The following is a 17,577-nucleotide window of genomic DNA, read 5'->3' on the forward strand; positions in this document are numbered from 1 at the left end:
AGCTCAGCTCAGCTCGACCGTACCCACGATCCGCGTGGGGGCAACGGAGCCACCGACGGGCTCGTTGGACACCCCGAACGTGCCCGCCTCGCCGACCGGGCCGATGACAGTGGTCGACTCCCTGTCCCCCTCGGCGAGCTGTCCCACCTTGCGGGGCTCGCTGCCCCGGATGAGCCAGAGCTCGTAGATCCGCCCGGCACCGGGCGCGGGCAGGTCGCGCAGCAGCACCACACCCCGGTCGCGGTCACGGGAGACCACCACTGTGGCGGCACCACCGGGCGGCAGCGACCGCTCGAACACCCGGGCGTCCGGGGCGTCCAGGACACCGGCGATCTGCCGCGCCTGGTCGCTGCTGGCCTGCTCGTCGCTGATCCGATCGTTGCTGACGGTCCAGGTGACAGCGCTCGCGCCACCGGCCACGAGGACGGCTGCGGCGGCGGCCACGGTGAGCTGTCGCCACCTGCCTGCCGGGCGTCTGCCGCCGGCACCCGCGGGACTGACACGTAGCTGTGGGGTCCGGGCCGCCTGGGCGAGGGTCCGCTCCCGCAAACCCGGCGGGGTCGCCTCGACGACAGTGTCGTCGGCGAGGCGGGCAACGGTCTCCCGCAGCTCGGCCACCTCGACGCGGCACGGCTCGCACTCGGCCAGGTGCCGCTCGAACGCAGCCCGCTCAATGTCGTCGACCGCGTCCAGGACGTACGCACCAGCGAGGGTGTGAACATCGGCGCTCATGCCCGTCCCTCCATCTCGATGCCCAGGCAGTCGCGCATCCGGATCAGTCCGTCGCGCATCCGCGTCTTCACCGTCGGCAGCGGCGTCTGCAACTTCTCGGCGACCTCCCGGTAGGTGTGACCGCCGTAGTAGGCCAGGGTCACCGACTCCCGCTGCACCGGCGTCAACCGGCCCAGGCACCGGCGGACCTGTTCCCGCTCCAACCGGGCGGTGACATCCTCGACCACCTCGTCGTAGGGAACGTGTGTCTCGGTCGCGGCGACCTGCTGGGTGCGGTTGGTGTGGGCCTGTTCGGAGCGCACCCGGTCCACCGCGCGGCGGTGCGCCATGGTGAGGATCCACGCCGAGGCGGAGCCGCGGCCGGCGTCGAAGCGGCCGGCGGTGCGCCACACCTCGACCATCACCTCCTGCGTCACCTCCTCCGCCTGCGCCGGATCGCGGACCACCCGCCGGGCCAGCCCGAGGACCCTGCCCGCGATGGCGTCGTACAGCGTGGCGAATGCCGCCTCGTCGCCCCGCGCCACCCGCGGCAGCAACTCGTCGGCGTTCAGCGGAGTCGCGGTGTCCGGCGGCACCGCACGCAACCGCCGCCCCTGTTCTGAATCACCGCTCATTCTCGGCATGTCCTCTCCCTGTGCTGTCGACGGCTCGGTGTGCCGCCGCACTTGTGTCTAGGCGGGATGAGCGTGGGCGAGGCGTGCGTAGACGATGACATTGTCGCGGTAGTGCTGGGTGGTGTCGTCGAACTCGCCGCCGCAGGTGATCAGGCGTAGCGCCGCGTGGTCGGTCGCCCCGTACACCCCGGCGGTGGGGAAGCGGTCCTTGGGATGCTGCTCGACCTTGGTGACGGTGAACGTCGCGGCGCTGCCGTCCTGGCGGTCGACGGTGATCCCTGCACCGACAGGCAACTTGCCCAGGTTGAAGAACGTCCCGCGGCGGCCCTTCCAGTCGACGTGCCCGGCCAGCACGGCCGGGCCGAGAGCGCCGGGCGTCGGTGCCTTGGTGAACCAGCCCACGTCGGTGGCGCTGTCCGGAACCTGCATCGCGCCGTCCGCCTGCAGGCCGAGGGCGACGATGGCGGCGGTGATCTTCAGAGACGGGATCGACACCCGCGTCGGCGGTGAGCCGGCCATCAGCGGTCCCGAGGTCAACTCGCCCGGCCTGGTCGCCGGGGCAGGCGACGCGTTCACGGCTGGTGCCGCGGCCGACGCGTCGGGTCGCGGTGGGTCGCCGTCCCGGTTGGCGACCGCGACACCGATCGTCAGGGCCGCCGTCACGGTCAGGATGCCGGCCGCCGCCAGGAGCGCGTGGCGCCCCCGGCGACGGCCGGCCGGCACTGGTGCGTCACCGGTGTCCGTCACGATCGCCGCCAGCTCAGCGCTCGCCGGCGAGCCGGCGTCGCGCAGCCACCGCGCCGGCGGCACCGAGCAGCGCGAGGCCACCCACGGCGTAGATCATCATCGGTGATCCGCCTGAGGTGCTGCCGTCGCCGGTGGCGACGCCCCCAGCGGGTACGGAGCCGGCCGCCGCGCCGCTGACCATGCCGCACGTCGCGGGGTCGGTGGCCTCGGCGGGGATGCCGTTGACGCCGACGGACTTGGCGAACGTCGACTCGCCGAGCGCTTCCATGTCGTACTTGCCGTTCTTGTTGGCGTCGATGCCGTGCTGCACGAGGTGCAGGTCCTTCAGGTGCGCGATAGTGCCCTTGGGCAGTTCCGCGGCGGGAATGGTGCGCTCGTAACTGAGGTTGCCCTTCGCGTCGGCCGTCGGCATCCGGTCCACCGCCAGGCCGCTGGCCTTTGTGGTGTCTCCGGTGGTGGTCAGCGAGATGAAGATGTCCCCGTACATCTTGAGGCCCTCTTCGGTGCTGACGTAGCCGTTGCCGTTGGCGTCGGCGGACTTGTCCGGGCAGTGGAAGTCCATGCCGTTCGCGGCACCGTGCACGTGCTGGGCGTGCGGCGAATTCGGCGTCATGCCCTTCGACCGGATCATGACCTTCAGGTCACCGCCGCCCGTGGCGGTCAACGTGGCGGTACCGGTGGCGCCGGTCTCGTTGAGGTCCTGCAACTGGACCTGCACGCTCTCATCGGCGTGCGCGACACCCGGGAAGGCGAGGATCAGGGCGGCCGCGGGCACGGCCAGCAGGGCTCGGGACAATCTCACAACAAATCTCCGTCTCCGCCTGGGTGCGGCGTCGATGCTCAGGTGCTGTCGTGGGGGATTCGTCGCCCCCCGTCCAGCGGATTGGTCCCGGCCCGGATTTCTTTCCGGCCCGGGCTTCTTTCCGGCCCGGACGGCGACCGTCGGACGCGCCAGGTCAGGTGATGGTGACTGTGGTGCTGTGCCAGCCGGTCGCGCCGTCCGGGAAGGGCGTGGCCCGTTCATCGGTCTGGGTGGCGCCGGTGGCATCGGTGGCCCGTACCCGGAGGGTGTGGCTGCCGGAGGTGGCGTCCCAGCGGTAGGTCCACTGCCGCCACAGGTCCGGTGACGGGCCGTCGGCGAGGCGGGCCTGCCGCCACGGCCCGTCGTCGATCTGCACCTCGACGGCGGTGATCCCGCGACGTTGCGCCCAGGCGACACCGGCGATCGTGACGGGGCCGGCGCGCCGTTTCGCGAAGGGTTTCGGGGTGTCGATCCGCGATGCGGTCTTGACGGGCGCCTCGGCGGCCCACCCGCGCTGCACCCAGTAAGGATCGAACGCGTCGAAGGTGGTCACCCGCATCGAGGTGAGCCACTTGCAGGCGCCGACGTAGCCGTAGAGGCCGGGGACCAGCATGCGGACGGGGAAACCGTGCTCCAGGGGCAGGGGTTCGCCGTTCATGGCCACGGCCAACAACGCGTCGCGGCCGTCGAGGATCGCCTCGAGCGGGGTGCCGATGGTCATGCCCTCCACGGAACGGCTGACGAGCTGGTTCTGCCCGGCGCGGATGCCCGCCTCGCGGAGCAGCGGCGCCAGGGGGATCCCCGTCCAGCGGGCGGTGCCGACATAGGGACCGCCGACCTCGTTGGAGACGCAGTTCAGGGTGATGTCCCGCTCCACCACACCGCGGGCGAGGAGGTCGTCGAATGTCCAGGTACGGGGCCGGTCGACCGCGCCGTCCAGGCTCAGCCGCCAGGTTTCCAGGTCGACCTGCGGGACGGTGAGGGCGGTGTCGACCCGGTAGAAGTCCCGGTTGGGGGTGTGGAACGCCGACACACCGTCCACGCCGGCGGAGACGCCGCCGGGCAGCGGCGGCGCGGGCTGCACCGGCGACGGTAGGCGAACGGCAGCGCGGGAACGCGCGCCCACTGCGCTGCGGCGACCGACAGTCTGGCCGATTGTTGCCGTGGCGCCGGCGGTGAGCGCCGCCCCCGCCGTCGTGACCAGAAACTGGCGGCGGTTGAGCAGCCGCGGCCGACCCGAGCCAGGGACCACGACCGTCCGGGCCGCGCGTACCAGCACCAGCATCACTGCCGTCCCGACGCCGGTGCCCACCAGGACCGGCAGGACGTCCAACGGCGCCGCCGTCGGGCGGGACAGGACGGCGGCCACACCGGCAGCGGCGAACGCGGCCAGGCCGGCCAGACCGTAGCGGCGTCGTCGTAACGCCGCCACGCCGAGCGGGACCGCGCTCAGGGCCAGCACCGTGTAGACGCCGGCGAGAAGGGCGATCTTGTCGTTGGCGCCGAAGGTGCGGATGGCGAATGCCTTGACCGGTTGCGGCACCAGGTCGACAGCGACACTGCCGACTGCCAGCACCGGGTCGGCGGCCGGATTGACCAGCGCCGCGACGAGATGGGCCACGCCGAGGGCAACCCCGGCGGTCAGCACGCCGACGACGAGGCCGCGGGCGGCGGTGATGCCCGGGGGCGACCCCGGCCGGCGGGTCGCCGGCCGGGGCTCGATGGTGGTGGACACCATCAGCTCTTCGGCATCAGGACGCTGTCAACGATGTACACCGTGGCGTTGGCCGTCGAGACGTTCCCACAGACCACCATCGAGGTGCCATTGACGGTGAACGAGCTGCCACCACCGGTCACCGTGACGTCGTCGCCCTGCAGCGTCTTGTGGGTGCCGGCCAGGGTGTCCGGGGACAGCTGGGTCGGCACCACGTGGTAGGTCAGGATCTTCTTGAGCATGGCGTCGTCGGCCAGGACCTTGTCCAGGTCGGCCTTCGGAAGCTTCGCGAACGCGTCGTTGGTCGGCGCGAACACCGTCACGCCCTGCGCGCCGTTGAGCGAGTCCACCAGGTTGGCCTTCTTCACCGCCGTCACCAGCGTCGACAACAGTGGGTTGCCGGATGCGGCGGTGGCCACCGGTACCTTCGCCATCGCCTCGAAACTTCCCGGGTTGGACGGCTCGGTCGGCACGGCCGCGCATCCCGCGCCGAACTGACCCGACATCATCATCGACGGCGAGGCAGAGGCCATCGGCGCGCTGGCCGACGTACTCGGCGTGCCGCTGGCGGTGTCCTCGCTGTCGGTACCGCCGCAGGCGGACAGGGCCAGCACGACGATCACGCCGACCGTGGCAAACAGGCGCCGCTTCATACGAACTCCTCAGATGCTTGTACTCGATTGCTGCTGTCATGAGGCATTCGAGGCCGACCCGCAGACGGATGGGTACAAGATCGGGAATTGTTTGGTGTCGACGATGACGAGCGCCTGGCCGGGCAGGTCGACGAACCCACGGTCGGCCTGCCCCGGCGCCGAGGTCTACCCCTGCGGAGGGCCGTCGCCCGCAGTGGCGGCGCGTAGCTCCCTGAGTACGTACGTGGCGGCCTTCTCGACGACGCGGATGCCCTCTTTCTGGCTCACGTGATGGTCGGAGAGCACGGCGACCAGCCAGTCATGACGGGCCTCGACGACCCGTCCGATGCTGTTGACCAGCCAGCGGCCGCCGTCGGCATCAGCGGTGTCCCAGCCGTTCTTGACGTACTCGGCACGACTGCCCGGCTCTCGCGCGGCGGTGACTCCCCATCGCTGCTCGGGGATCACCTTCTTCATCAGGCCCATGACGAAGGTACGGTCCTGCGGCGTCAGCGGTCCCGTCGGTGACGTCAACGCGGTCAGCAGACGGAGCTGGTCGGCGACCGTGGTCGTGGTGAGTCCCCAGTGCGCGTTCGGCTTCGTCTCACGCAGACCGAGCGCGCGGTTCGCGGCGGTGAGGCCGCGCGAGCCCCCGATCCGCTGCCACAGGGCCACCGCCGCATCGTTGTCACTGGACACGATCATGGCCTCGGCCAACCGCCGGGTGTCAGAACCGAGGGCCTTGCCTGGCGGGTTCTGACGCAGCAGAAGAGCCGCGAGAATGTCGACCTTGACGATGCTGGCGGTCTCGAACCTTTTGGCACCGACCGTCACCGCAGCCGTTCCTTGTCGATCCAGTGCCGCGACCGCCAGGTGGCCGTCGTACCGTTGCACGTAGGCCTTGATGCGCGTTCTCGCCTGGTCGATCCGGTCGGTGGCCGGCGTCGTGGGGATCGGACTGGCAGGGGGTGAACCGTGCGACGGTCCGGCTCCGTCGCCGTCGCGACCGCGGGTGGCCCCGAAGGCGGCCGTCGCGACGCCGGCCAGCGACATGGTCACCGCGGAGACGACCCACCGTCGCGGCAGTTGCCGCCCATTCCCCTCAGCCAAGGCGGGCCACCGCCCTCGCCGCGATCGAGTCCACCACGGCCTGGCTGCCCGGATCGGGCAGGCGGACCGTCGAGACCGTCTCGCCTCGTTTCACCATCACGAAGTACGTGACGGTGTTCGGGGTGTCCGCATGCGCGATGCGACCTCGAACGAGCATGCCAGTGCCCTCCAGATATTGCGGATCGACGACGTCGAACGACACCTGCGACCCGAGGACCGGGTAGGTCGCGCACCGCAGGAGGACGCGACGGACGTCATCGACGTTCCGCTCGGCCCATCCAGGTTCGTACGTCTCCACGACGTGGTGAGCCGACGACGAGCCGTCAGACAGCCGGTAGTAGCGCTCCACGGCAGCGCGCCGATGCGACTTGGCCGGATAGTCGCTGCTCTTGTAGTGGGGGCAGCTGTCCTGCTCCCACGGCCAGGACGCCAGACCGGTTCGCGCGTCGTCCACGTGCCAGTCCGCCCCCAGATCGCCCGCCCCCAGCAGCGGGGATCGTCCCGTTCCGCGTTCGCGGTGTGTCGCTCGTCGGGGCCGACACCGGCCTCCCCCCGATGGCACCCTCCGGCCATCACCAACAACGCCGACAGGACCGCCGGCACGACGGCGACAGAACCTCGGCCTCTGCCGCGAATCCGGCCTCTGCTCGTCCTGCTGCTCGATACGGACACCGAAAACCTCCCCCAAACGCAAGTCCTTGCCACCGCAGGTGACGCTTCAGCCGACGACGCGTGGCGGCACGTTCGTCGCCGCCGCAGCACCGACGCGGCGGTTGCCGGCCGGCGGTCCCACCCCACCGGGACCCGCCGCACCCCGGCGGCAGACGGGACCGGTCAATGGCGTTCCTCGGCGAACAGCTCGGAACGGGTCTCGCCGAGCAACTCACGCAGGCGGTTGAGAGAGCGCATGCTCTGGCTCTTGACGACGGCGGTGGAGACGCCCACAACCTCGGCGGTCGTCTCCACGCTCAGGTCGTCCCAGTAGCGCAGGACGATGATCGCCCGGTCCCGCAACGGCAAGGTGGCGACCGCGTCCAGCAACGTCATGCGCAGCTCGGCCGGATGTTCCTCGCCCCGCTCCGGCGGGGCCGACATCGCCAACTCGCGGCTGGAGCGACGTCGCTGCTGGTCGATCATGCAGCGCAGCAGTATCTTGCGGGCGTACGCGTGGGGGTCGTCGGCCCGGCGGACCCGCCGCCAGTTGGCGTACACCTTGGCCAGCGTCGTCTGGGTGAGGTCCTGGGCGAGATGCCAGTCGCGGCACATGAGGAACGCGGCGTCGCGCAGCCGGCCGACGGTCGCCTGCGCGAACTCCACGAAGTCTTCGTCAGCCATTCGACCGGTCCAGCGTCGGGAACCTCTTGGCACCGTTGCGGACGAACTCGGCCGGCAGTTTCGTCCCCCAGATCGGGTTGCCGGCGATCTCGGTCGCCTCCTTCACGGAGAGGACGGGCGGTGCCGGGATGGTCCCCTTGGCGTCCCAGACCAGACAGGTGGAGATCATCAGATCCACCTGGAGGCCGCCGCGGTGGTGCACGGTGACCGTCTGGTTCTGCACGCAGTTGTCGGGTATTTCGGTCAGCTCCACCGTCCCCGGGACCGGGTTGCCACCGAGGCTGTCCCGGTAGATGGAGAGCCGCACCATGCCCGGTCCATCGCCTCGGTCCAGGTAGAGCTGGACGTACGGCATACCGGGGCCCGCCCCGCTGCTCTGCAGACTCGCATAACCGCTGGTCTTCCCCTTGGGCAGCAGCCGGCTCAGCAGTTCCAGGGCGCCCTGCGGTGTGGTGGTCAGCAGTTCGCCGTCCGGCCCCGCCCCCATCCTCAGGGTGTCGATCACCGTGGTCGAGCGAGCCGGCGGCGCTGGCCGACGGGGGTCACCGCCGGTGCCCGACTCCACCCCTCCCGGGGCGCCGTCGGAGGGCCCAGCCGGGGACGGCGTGGCGGTGTCGACCGACCCAACCGGCGAACCGACGGTCAGCCCGCCAGGCTGACCTGTCTCATCCGCACCGAAGCCGAGCGGCCCGGCGGCCAGGCCGATCACGAGCAGCATCGCCAACGCCGATCCGCCGGCACCGAACTGCGCCAGGCGGCGTCGGCGACGAAGCCGGCGGCCCTGCACCACCGACTGCTGGACCAGGTCACCCAGTGGCGGGGCGGGATGTTGGGCCAGGTCGTCCCTGAAACGCCCACGCACGTCGCCCATGTCCCTTGTTCCTCCTCGGCCGACCGCCGCAGTGGCGATCCGTCACTGACCTGACGGGTTGACCCGCCGGTTTGGTTACCGGATTTCGGCGCGAATTTTCAGCCGTCCGCGTCGTCGGAAGCCGCTGTTTTCAGTACGTGTGCGACCACCTCCGTAGCGTCACGCTCCCCTCGCCAGGTGCGTTGCTGTGGGCGGTTCGAGCAGCTGAAGCTGCTGGCGTTCCGTCCCTGCCGCAGGGGCGGGCGACACAGTGGGTCGGGGCACAACCCGCAGAGCGTCCTAGGAGGTTAGGTCGTCGACGTGGGGCCCACCGGAAGCTGCGGTATCCGGCAGCTCGGAGAGCTGGATGGTCGACGCTGTCCGGCGATCCGGCGTGCGATTGACCTTCATCGAACCGGTTCCATAGGATGACCATCGATGAGGATCGCGGGTTGGAGTCGCGCCACGTCAGCCGAGGCAGCAGCGCTGGCGGCCCTCTTCCAGCGCGCCGAGGCGGTCGCCCCTGTCGGCATGGAGCAGCGCGCTGAGGACGTCCAGAATCGACTGGCCACTCTCGGGCCGGACAGTGCCGGACGTACCCGGGTCGGCCGCGATGACACCGGCAGCGTCGCCGCGTACGGTGAGGTCGCCGACATGGGAACAGCGGACGACGTGCTCCGGATCCGCCTGACCAAGGTGTTTCATCCCGACATTGCGGACGATGTCCGCGCGGAGCTGCACCACTGGCTCATCGACCAGGCGAAGCAGGTGAGGGACAGCCGAGGATCGGCACGGGCCGTCCTCGGCATCCGGTGTGCCGAGAACGACCGGGCCGGCCGCGAGCTGCTGATCCGTGACGGCTTCGCGCTGGCCCGTCACGAACGGGACCTCGTCCTGGCGGTTCCTGATGAGCCGCCGGCTCCCGCGCTGCCGCCCAGTCTGGTGCTGACACCTGCCGACGAGCGCTACGACGAACTGGCCCGGCTGGCCCACAATGAGGCCTACGCCGACAGCCCGACAGCGGTTCGACCCGACCAGCGCACCTGGCCCCAGCACGCGACCGGGCATCCGCGGTTCCTGCCCGACCTCTCCTGCCTGGTGCTCGCCGAGGCCGACCGAAGCGACAACCCGGTGGCCGCCTTCCTCTTCGCGCTCGCCGACGGCAGCACCGACACGCCGACGGTGGTTCTGCACTGTCTGGGCACCCGAGCATCCTGGCGCCGCAGCGGCCTGGCCACGGCGATGATCTCGCGGGTCCTGCACCGTGCGCGCTCAACCGGCGTCGCACAACTGCGACTCAAGGTCACCGACAGCAATCACGCCGCTCTGGCGCTCTACCGGAAACTGGGCTTTGTGGAGTCGGGGCAGGGGTTCGCGGTGCTGATGCGGCAGCTCACCCCCGAGGCCGACGAGCAGCCGTAAGCCCGACGGTTGGTCGACTCGCGCTCTGCGCCGCGTACGCGAAATATTCCGGGATCCGCCACAGCGCGTGGAGCCCGCCGACGCGTACGTCCAGCTTGTCGCTTCGAGCTGGTTCACCGCCCGGCTGAAGCGGTCGGCCAGGCAGCCCTTTCGGATGGCGCGCAGGCCGCCTTGGCCAACCTCGTAACAGGTCCGAAACTACCGGTTGAAAACTCTGGAATTTTCTGCCAGCCTGAGAGCCATCGACAAGTGTGAACGTTAACAAGATCCCTAAGCACTGGAGGCGCTCCACACGACCGTCGGGCCCACCCACCTGCCAGGCGACCACATCCACCACCGAGAGAGCCCAACGCCCCGCAACCACCCCCCGACGGGCGACCGGGCCTACCCGTCACCGCCCTTCACCCGCTGGCCAGGTGGCCCGAACGACCCGCATCCGGGCTGGTGCCCTGACGTGAGCCCCGGCCCGCTCGGGCGGCTCGACATCGTGCCCGCCACCATCCGAGCGGGGCCACCAAACGGAACAGCGACAGGAATCTCGTACCCCCACCACAGGAGGATCAGCATGGTTCCCCGGACCCGTCCCATCAGGCGCACCCGACTGCGAACGCTCACTCTTTCCGGAACAGCCGCGATAATTCTGGCCCTGGTCGTGTCGCTGCTGCCCAACCTGGCCCAGGCCGCCGAGACGACCCTCGGTGCCGCCGCAGCCCAGTCCGGCCGGTACTTCGGTGCCGCCGTGGCCGCCAACAAACTCAACGACAGCGCCTACACGACGATCCTGAACCGCGAGTTCAACAGCATCACTCCCGAAAACGAAATGAAGATCGACGCGACCGAGCCGCAGCAGAACAACTTCACCTTCAGCAACGCGGACCGGATCGTGAACCACGCCATCTCCCGGGGTTGGAAGGTCCGGGGCCACACCCTGGCCTGGTACTCGCAGCAGCCGGGCTGGATGCAGAGCATGGAGGGCACCGCGCTGCGCAACGCGATGCTGAACCACGTCACCCGAGTGGCCACCTATTACCGCGGCAAGATCTACTCGTGGGACGTGGTGAACGAGGCGTTCGAGGACGGCAACAGCGGTGCCCGCCGCAACTCGAACCTGCAGCGCACCGGCAACGACTGGATCGAGGCGGCGTTCCGCGCCGCCGACGCGGCCGACCCGAACGCGAAGCTCTGCTACAACGACTACAACACCGACAACTGGACCTGGGCCAAGACGCAGGCCGTGTACAACATGGTGCGCGACTTCAAGTCTCGTGGGGTGCCGATCGACTGCGTCGGCTTCCAGTCGCACTTCAACGCCAACTCGCCGTACAACAGCAACTACCGCACCACGCTGTCCAGCTTCGCCGCTCTCGGGGTGGACGTGCAGATCACCGAGCTGGACATCGAGGGATCCGGCACGACGCAGGCCAACACCTACCGCAGTGTGGTCAACGACTGCCTTGCCGTGGCTCGCTGCAACGGGCTCACCGTGTGGGGTGTGCGTGACTGCGACTCGTGGCGCTCCAGCGGCACTCCGCTGCTCTTCGAGTGCAACGGCAACAAGAAGGCCGCCTACACGGCCACCCTCGAGGCGCTGAACAGCGCCGGCCCCACCCCCACGCCCACGCCCACCACGCCGGGACCCACCCCCACCGTCCCGCCCGGCTCCGCCTCCGAGATCGTGGGCACACAGTCCGGCCGGTGCGTCGACGTCCCCAACGCCTCGACCACCAACGGCACGCGGGTCCAGCTCTACGACTGCAACAAGCAGACCAACCAGGCATGGACCTACACCTCGAACAAACAACTCCAGGTGTACGGCACCATGTGCCTCGACGCCGCAGGCACCGCCAACGGCGCGGCGGTCCAGATCTACAGCTGCCACAGCCAGACCAACCAACAGTGGAACGTCAACTCCAACGGCACCATCAGCAACGTCCAGTCCGGACGATGCCTGGACGCCTGGAGCACCGCCAACGGAGCCCAGATCCAGCTCTACGACTGCCACGGACAGACCAACCAGCAGTTCCGGCTCGCCACCTCCGGCGGGCCCACCCAGACGCCGACGCCGACACCGACGACTCCCCCGCCCGGCGGTAACTGTGATCTTCCGTCGTCGTACCGCTGGTCGTCGACGGGCGCGCTGGCGCAGCCGAGGTCGGGATGGGTGTCGCTGAAGGACTTCACCCACGCCCCGTACAACGGCCAGCAGTTGGTCTACGCGACAACGCACGACACGGGAACGACCTGGGGCTCGATGAACTTCGGTCTCTTCTCGAACTGGAACCAGATGGGGTCGGCGTCGCAGAACCAGATGCCGTTCGCGGCGGTGGCGCCGTCGTTGTTCTACTTCGCGCCGCGCAACGTCTGGGTGTTGACCTACCAGTGGGGTGGGCCGGCCTTCTCCTACCGGACGTCGACCGACCCGACCAACGTGAACAGCTGGTCCGCGGCGCAGACGCTGTTCACCGGAAGCATCTCCAACTCCAGCACCGGCCCGATCGACCAGGCGATCATCGGTGACGACCAGAACATGTACCTGTTCTTCGCCGGGGACAACGGCAGGATCTACCGGGCCAGCATGCCCATCGGGAACTTCCCGGGCAGCTTCGGGTCGAACTACACGACGATCATGACCGACTCGACGAACAACCTGTTCGAAGGGGTTCAGGTCTACAAACTCCAGGGCCAGAACCGGTACCTCATGCTCGTCGAGGCGATCGGCGCGAACGGACGCTACTTCCGGTCGTTCACGGCCACCAGCCTCGGTGGTACGTGGACGCCGCAGGCGACGTCCGAGAGCAACCCCTTCGCCGGCAAGGCGAACAGCGGCGCCACCTGGACCAACGACATCAGTCACGGCGAACTGATCCGCAGCAACGCCGATCAGACCATGACCATTGACGCCTGCAACCTCCAACTGCTCTACCAGGGGCGTTCACCCAGCTCCGGCGGCGACTACGGCCTGCTGCCGTACCGGCCGGGTCTGCTGACGCTGCAACGCTGACGACCGGACAACGCCGGGGCGGGCAGGTTCGGCACCACACCGGGCCCGTCCGCCCCGCACCCATCCACCACCAGGAGGTACCGATAGTGCGAGGACCCGCAGACCACCCCCCACCCTCGGGGAAGGCCCACACTGACCGAGTGTCCCCCCGTTTCCGGGGACGGTTGTTCAAGCTCGCCGCGGCCGGGATCGCCGCCGCGGTCGGGTTGTTCACCATCACCGTGGCGACCGGGTCGGCGTCGGCCGCCGACAACCCGTACCAGCGGGGCCCGGACCCCACCCGGACCAGCGTCACCGCCGTGAACGGCCCCTTCGCCAACACGTCGGTCAGCGTCCCGACCGGGTACGGCTTCAACGGCGGCAGGATCTACTACCCGACCGACACCAGCCAGGGCACCTTCGGTGCCATCGCGATCTCGCCGGGTTACACCGCGTTGTTCTCCGCCGAGCTGGCCTGGATGGGACCGTGGCTGGCGTCCCACGGCTTCGTCGTGATCGGCATCGAGACCAACAGCCGCAACGACTTCGACACGGCCCGAGGCACCCAGCTGCTCGCCGCACTGGACTACCTCACACAGCAGAGCCCCGTACGCGACCGGGTCGACCCCAACCGGTTGGCGGTCGCCGGTCACTCGATGGGCGGCGGTGGCGCGCTGAGTGCGGCCACGCGACGCTCGTCGTTGAAGGCAGTGGTCGGCATCGCGCCGTACTCGCCGTCGTCGAACCTGGCCAACGACCGGGTGCCCACGATGATCTTCTCTGGGCAGGCGGACACGGTGGTCACCCCGTCCTACGCCACCGGCCTGTACAACAGCCTCCCGGCCACGACGGAGAGCGTCTACCTGGAGGTCGCCGGCGCGGATCATGGCTTCATGGTCGGGCGGTCGAACCCGGTGATGGTCCGGACCATGTTGCCGTTCGTCAAGATGTTCATCGACAACGACACCCGGTACAGCCAGTTCCTCTGCCCACTGCTGGACTCCAGCGGCGTGGTCACCTACCGCAGCACCTGCCCGTTGCTGCCCACGACGCCGACTCCCACCGATCCGCCGACCGTCCCACCCGGCTCCGCCAACGAGATCGTCGGTACGCAGTCCGGCCGGTGCGTCGACGTACCCAACGCCTCACGTAACAACGGCACCCGGGTGCAGCTCTACGGCTGCAACAAGCAGACCAACCAGGCATGGACCTACACCTCGAACAAACAACTCCAGGTGTACGGCACCATGTGCCTCGACGCGGCAGGCACCGCCAACGGCGCGGCGGTCCAGATCTACAGCTGCCACAGCCAGACCAACCAACAGTGGAACGTCAACTCCAACGGCACCATCAGCAACGTCCAGTCCGGACGATGCCTGGACGCCTGGAGCACCGCCAACGGAGCCCAGATCCAGCTCTACGACTGCCACGGACAGACCAACCAGCAGTTCCGGCTCGCCGCCCTCGCACGTTGATCACGGCAGACTCGGCGCACCACCTGTTCCAGGGTGTGCGGATCGACCAGCGGCAGGGCGAGATCCAGCACGCCTGAAACGGGCGGACCCGGCGTCATGTCGGGTCCGCCCGCATCACCTGGCCGCAGGACGGCGACGCCTGGCGTCCCGGACGAGCGTCAGGGCGATGACGAGAAGGCCGAGCGGGGCGACGACGGCATTGGCGGTTGTGAGGAACGCCTTCTCGCCACCGGTGGCGTGGTGGAGGTGGGTCAGGTCGCCCGCGACCTGCTCGACCTGCGCCACGTTCAACACCTGGGCGGCGCTTGCGCTGGCGGCCCCACTCGCGGCGGTGTACCCCGCCCGACCGGGACCAACCGTGGGCCCGCCGCACTGTTGTTTCGGCGCTCACCGGTCCTCGGCAGCAAAAAAATCCCGTGTCGATGTGGTGGGCGGTGGCTAGCGTACGCGGATGAGCATTGTCCCGAGGACCGGACTGCGGCTGCGGTTCCTCAGCGATCCGGGCGAGTTCCTGGCCGCTGCGGGCGACTACCTGGGCGCCGATCCAGTGGTCAGCACGGTCGTGACCACCATCGCGCACCGGCTGTTGGCGCAGCAGGCCGACGGGATCCCGCAGTCCGACCGCAACTGGTGGCTGGTGGTCAGCGACGACTCCGGCACCGTGGTCGGTGCCGGGATGCGCTCGGCGCCGTACGCCCCCTATCCGCCATTCCTGCTGCCCATGCCCGACGAGGCGGCCGTTGCGCTGGCCCACGCGTTGCACGATCGCGGGGAGGAGGTCCTCGCGGTCAACGGGGCCCGGCCCGCGGTCGACCTGTGCGCCACCGCGCTGGCGCGGCTCGGTGGGGGTGAAGTCCAGGTCTCCCAGCACACACGGCTGCACGAGCTCGGCGAGCTGACGTGGCCGCCACCAGTGCCTGGCGGCCTGGTGGCCGCGACCGAGGACGATGCGGGACTGGTCACGGAGTGGCTCGCCGCGTTCATGGGTGACGCTGACGAACAATCGGGCCGCCCGCGCGGTACGAGTGCGCACGAAGCGCCCGACCACGCCGAGGTGCTGCGTCGACTCCACGCCGGACGGCTGTGGTTCTGGGTCGACGAGACCGGGGAACCGATGCACCTCACCGGCGCCAACCCACCGTCGTTCGGGGTGGCCCGCTTGGGCCCGGTCTACACACCGCCGGCCCAGCGGGGGCGCGGTTGGGCCAGCAACGCGGTCGCCGAGGTTTCCCGCCGAATCCAGGCCGAGGGTGCGCGGGTCTGCCTGTTCACCGACCAGGCCAACCCGACGTCGAACAAGATCTACGCCGCCCTCGGCTACCGGCCGGTCGTCGACATGGCCAACCTGGTCATCGTGTGATGAGCAGCCGGTGGAGCGGCTCCACCGATCAGGTCGTGGCCTGCTCGCGCAGTGCCCTGGTCGAGCTGCCGCCGCCCTGCTGGATTTCCTGCCCGCCCTGGCGGACACTCGGCCGGTGATCTATGTGGCAGCGGGCGACAGTGCATCGGAGGACGACGACGCTGAGCCCGTCGACCTTGACTGGGAGCGGGCCAGCAACCTCAACCGCTGCCAGGAGCCCGCGGACATCGACGCGGCCTTCGACCGCGGGGAAGAGCACGTCGGGGCCGCACTGATCGCTCTGGTCCACAACAACCCCGACACCGACGCGGTCCTGCCCAGGGTCGCCCGCGGGTTACGCTCGCCGAACCCGGAGACCCGCCGGCAGAGCCTGCTCGCGTTGATGCACACCGCCAGGCTCCACGGTCGGGTGGATGCCGTCACCCTGGAGCTGCTCCACGGGCTGCTGCACGACCGCAGCCCGATCAGCGCCGGGAGCCCGTACGAGGTGTGGGGCACGGCGACCCAGACAGTCGGCGACCTCCAGGCCTTCCTCCCGGCCGAACAGCTGCCCGACTGGGTGAACGCCTTCACCGACCACTGACGGTTTGATCGAGCCGGCCGGTCGGCCCGCTCGTGCGGCCCGGGCTCGCCGCTCGTGCAACCAAACCAGCACGACCATGGCGACGTTGACGCCGCCGAGGATCAGCAGGGACGCGTCACCGGAGTCGGTGGACCGGTCGATCGCGAAGGCCTCACCGTCGGCCATCACCGTGTTGACGGTCGTGAACAGCACGTTGTTGGCGACGTGGAAGGCAACCGGTGCCTCGATGCCACGGCTGATGATGGCCATCAGGCCAGTGCTGATGCCGATCACTGTGTAGTAACCGAAGAGCCAGGGGTCAGCCGACCCGTGGACCACGGCGAAGCCCAGGCCGGAGACGACGAGCCCGACGACGAGGGCCGGGCGAACCGCACGCACCCAGGACGCGGCGGCGGGCAGCACGGCACTTCGGAACATCAACTCCTCGCCGACGGCCTGCACCGGGGTGCTCAGCACGACGATCACCAGCATGCCGACCGTCGTGCCGGTGACACCGAACGCGGTCCAGCCCGGGGCGTCGGGCGCGACCAGCGCCACCACACCGATCCCGGCACCCACCAGCAGCATCGCTGCGATCAGGTAGTACGTCAGACGGCGCGCGTCGAAGGCTCGGGGCGCACTGATCAGGCTGCGCCACGGGACCTTGGCGATCCACACCAGGAGCAGGATCGCCAGGACGCCCGCCGTGGCGATGCTGAGGTTGACGGCCAGGAACTTCAAGGGCGTGAGGGTGGCTGACATCGGGTCGTCGCTGCCCTCGATGACGCCCACGAGCTGGTAGAGCAGAACCTGTAGCACCACCATCGCCAGCGGCGGCACGAGGATGACCACGAGCGGCTTCCACCAGCTCATCCGGAGGTGGGCGCCGAACGGCCGGGAGCCGTCGACGAGCGACCGGGCATGCTCCGGCGTCAGGAGGCGCGAGCTTCCTGCGTCAGAAGCGCTCGGGCGTTCCGTCCCTGTCCAGGGTCCCGCGGCTCTGGGGGTATTCATCGGGGAGCTTCCTTTCAAAGGTGTGGACATCCCATTGCAGCGCTCATCGCGACTCGCCAGCAGTGCCGCAGCGTCATCACGTCACCGTGACATTTCGCCGTACGCGTCCCGGCTGCTCGCGCGATCGGGGCGTTGCCGTAGCCACCGGTACCGGCCTCGTACCCCACCGTCCGGCCCGTGCCCGCGTCGATCGCGAAGGCCGCCAACCGCGCCTCGGACCTCTCCTTC

The 17,577-nt window shown here is 69.5% G+C and carries 16 protein-coding genes; 4 read left to right on the plus strand and 12 right to left on the minus strand.

Annotated elements, in window-relative coordinates; translation table 11 throughout:
- Positions 1-3 precede the first annotated feature (3 nt).
- The 10 genes from ABTW72_RS02120 to ABTW72_RS02165 all read right to left on the minus strand — a co-directional run bounded on the left by ABTW72_RS02120 (position 4) and on the right by ABTW72_RS02165 (position 8,557).
- Positions 4-732, minus strand: a complete 729-nt coding sequence (locus ABTW72_RS02120; protein WP_350853084.1) for an anti-sigma factor — start codon at positions 730-732, stop codon at positions 4-6.
- Complete coding sequence (sigK, locus tag ABTW72_RS02125) at positions 729-1,355, minus strand: ECF RNA polymerase sigma factor SigK (protein ID WP_350853087.1); 627 nt, start codon at positions 1,353-1,355, stop codon at positions 729-731. The genes ABTW72_RS02120 and sigK overlap by 4 nt, the downstream gene beginning before the upstream one ends.
- A gap of 48 nt (positions 1,356-1,403) precedes the next feature.
- Positions 1,404-2,093 carry a class F sortase gene (locus ABTW72_RS02130; RefSeq protein WP_350853089.1) on the minus strand — a complete coding sequence of 230 codons (690 nt, stop codon included), beginning with the start codon at positions 2,091-2,093 and terminating at the stop codon, positions 1,404-1,406.
- A gap of 13 nt (positions 2,094-2,106) precedes the next feature.
- The gene (locus tag ABTW72_RS02135) at positions 2,107-2,895 is read right to left on the minus strand and encodes a GVDTG sorting domain-containing protein (protein ID WP_350853092.1); all 789 of its coding nucleotides are present in this window, start codon (positions 2,893-2,895) and stop codon (positions 2,107-2,109) included.
- Between the two features lie 154 nt (positions 2,896-3,049).
- On the minus strand, positions 3,050-4,630 hold the full coding sequence (locus tag ABTW72_RS02140; protein ID WP_502892137.1) for a molybdopterin-dependent oxidoreductase: 1,581 nt from the start codon (positions 4,628-4,630) through the stop codon (positions 3,050-3,052).
- A 2-nt stretch (positions 4,631-4,632) separates the two neighbouring features.
- Positions 4,633-5,262 (minus strand): fasciclin domain-containing protein, encoded by a 630-nt coding sequence (locus tag ABTW72_RS02145; protein WP_350853095.1) that lies wholly within the window; start codon positions 5,260-5,262, stop codon positions 4,633-4,635.
- Positions 5,263-5,427: 165 nt separating this feature from the next.
- Positions 5,428-6,294: a serine hydrolase gene (locus tag ABTW72_RS02150; RefSeq protein ID WP_350853941.1), complete on the minus strand. Its 867-nt coding sequence runs from the start codon at positions 6,292-6,294 to the stop codon at positions 5,428-5,430.
- A 49-nt stretch (positions 6,295-6,343) separates the two neighbouring features.
- On the minus strand, positions 6,344-6,805 hold the full coding sequence (locus ABTW72_RS02155; protein WP_350853097.1) for a hypothetical protein: 462 nt from the start codon (positions 6,803-6,805) through the stop codon (positions 6,344-6,346).
- 380 nt (positions 6,806-7,185) lie between these two features.
- Positions 7,186-7,686: a SigE family RNA polymerase sigma factor gene (locus tag ABTW72_RS02160; protein WP_112639157.1), complete on the minus strand. Its 501-nt coding sequence runs from the start codon at positions 7,684-7,686 to the stop codon at positions 7,186-7,188.
- Positions 7,679-8,557, minus strand: coding sequence for a hypothetical protein (locus tag ABTW72_RS02165; RefSeq protein ID WP_350853100.1), 879 nt, complete (start codon positions 8,555-8,557; stop codon positions 7,679-7,681). Before ABTW72_RS02165 ends, ABTW72_RS02160 begins: the two co-directional genes overlap by 8 nt.
- Before the next feature lie 417 nt (positions 8,558-8,974).
- Here ABTW72_RS02165 and ABTW72_RS02170 point away from each other — a divergent pair, with 417 nt between their 5' ends.
- The 3 genes from ABTW72_RS02170 (at position 8,975) to ABTW72_RS02180 (ending at position 14,413) form a co-directional block, all read left to right on the plus strand.
- Positions 8,975-9,958 (plus strand): GNAT family N-acetyltransferase, encoded by a 984-nt coding sequence (locus tag ABTW72_RS02170; RefSeq protein WP_350853103.1) that lies wholly within the window; start codon positions 8,975-8,977, stop codon positions 9,956-9,958.
- A 565-nt stretch (positions 9,959-10,523) separates the two neighbouring features.
- Entirely contained in the window at positions 10,524-12,959 is a 2,436-nt protein-coding gene (locus tag ABTW72_RS02175) for a non-reducing end alpha-L-arabinofuranosidase family hydrolase (protein WP_350853106.1), read from the plus strand.
- Between the two features lie 140 nt (positions 12,960-13,099).
- The gene (locus tag ABTW72_RS02180) at positions 13,100-14,413 is read left to right on the plus strand and encodes a poly(ethylene terephthalate) hydrolase family protein (protein WP_350853109.1); all 1,314 of its coding nucleotides are present in this window, start codon (positions 13,100-13,102) and stop codon (positions 14,411-14,413) included.
- Between the two features lie 114 nt (positions 14,414-14,527).
- Here the strand turns inward: ABTW72_RS02180 and ABTW72_RS02185 are convergent, their stop codons facing one another.
- Positions 14,528-14,698 carry a hypothetical protein gene (locus ABTW72_RS02185; RefSeq protein ID WP_350853112.1) on the minus strand — a complete coding sequence of 57 codons (171 nt, stop codon included), beginning with the start codon at positions 14,696-14,698 and terminating at the stop codon, positions 14,528-14,530.
- A 166-nt stretch (positions 14,699-14,864) separates the two neighbouring features.
- Here ABTW72_RS02185 and ABTW72_RS02190 point away from each other — a divergent pair, with 166 nt between their 5' ends.
- Entirely contained in the window at positions 14,865-15,773 is a 909-nt protein-coding gene (locus ABTW72_RS02190) for a GNAT family N-acetyltransferase (protein ID WP_350853113.1), read from the plus strand.
- A 334-nt stretch (positions 15,774-16,107) separates the two neighbouring features.
- Here the strand turns inward: ABTW72_RS02190 and ABTW72_RS02195 are convergent, their stop codons facing one another.
- On the minus strand, positions 16,108-17,208 hold the full coding sequence (locus ABTW72_RS02195) for a CPBP family intramembrane glutamic endopeptidase (RefSeq protein ID WP_350853116.1): 1,101 nt from the start codon (positions 17,206-17,208) through the stop codon (positions 16,108-16,110).
- Positions 17,209-17,577 lie beyond the last annotated feature (369 nt).

The sequence above is a fragment of the Micromonospora sp. NPDC127501 genome, assembly GCF_040302185.1.
In the GTDB taxonomy this organism is placed as follows: Bacteria; Actinomycetota; Actinomycetes; order Mycobacteriales; family Micromonosporaceae; genus Micromonospora.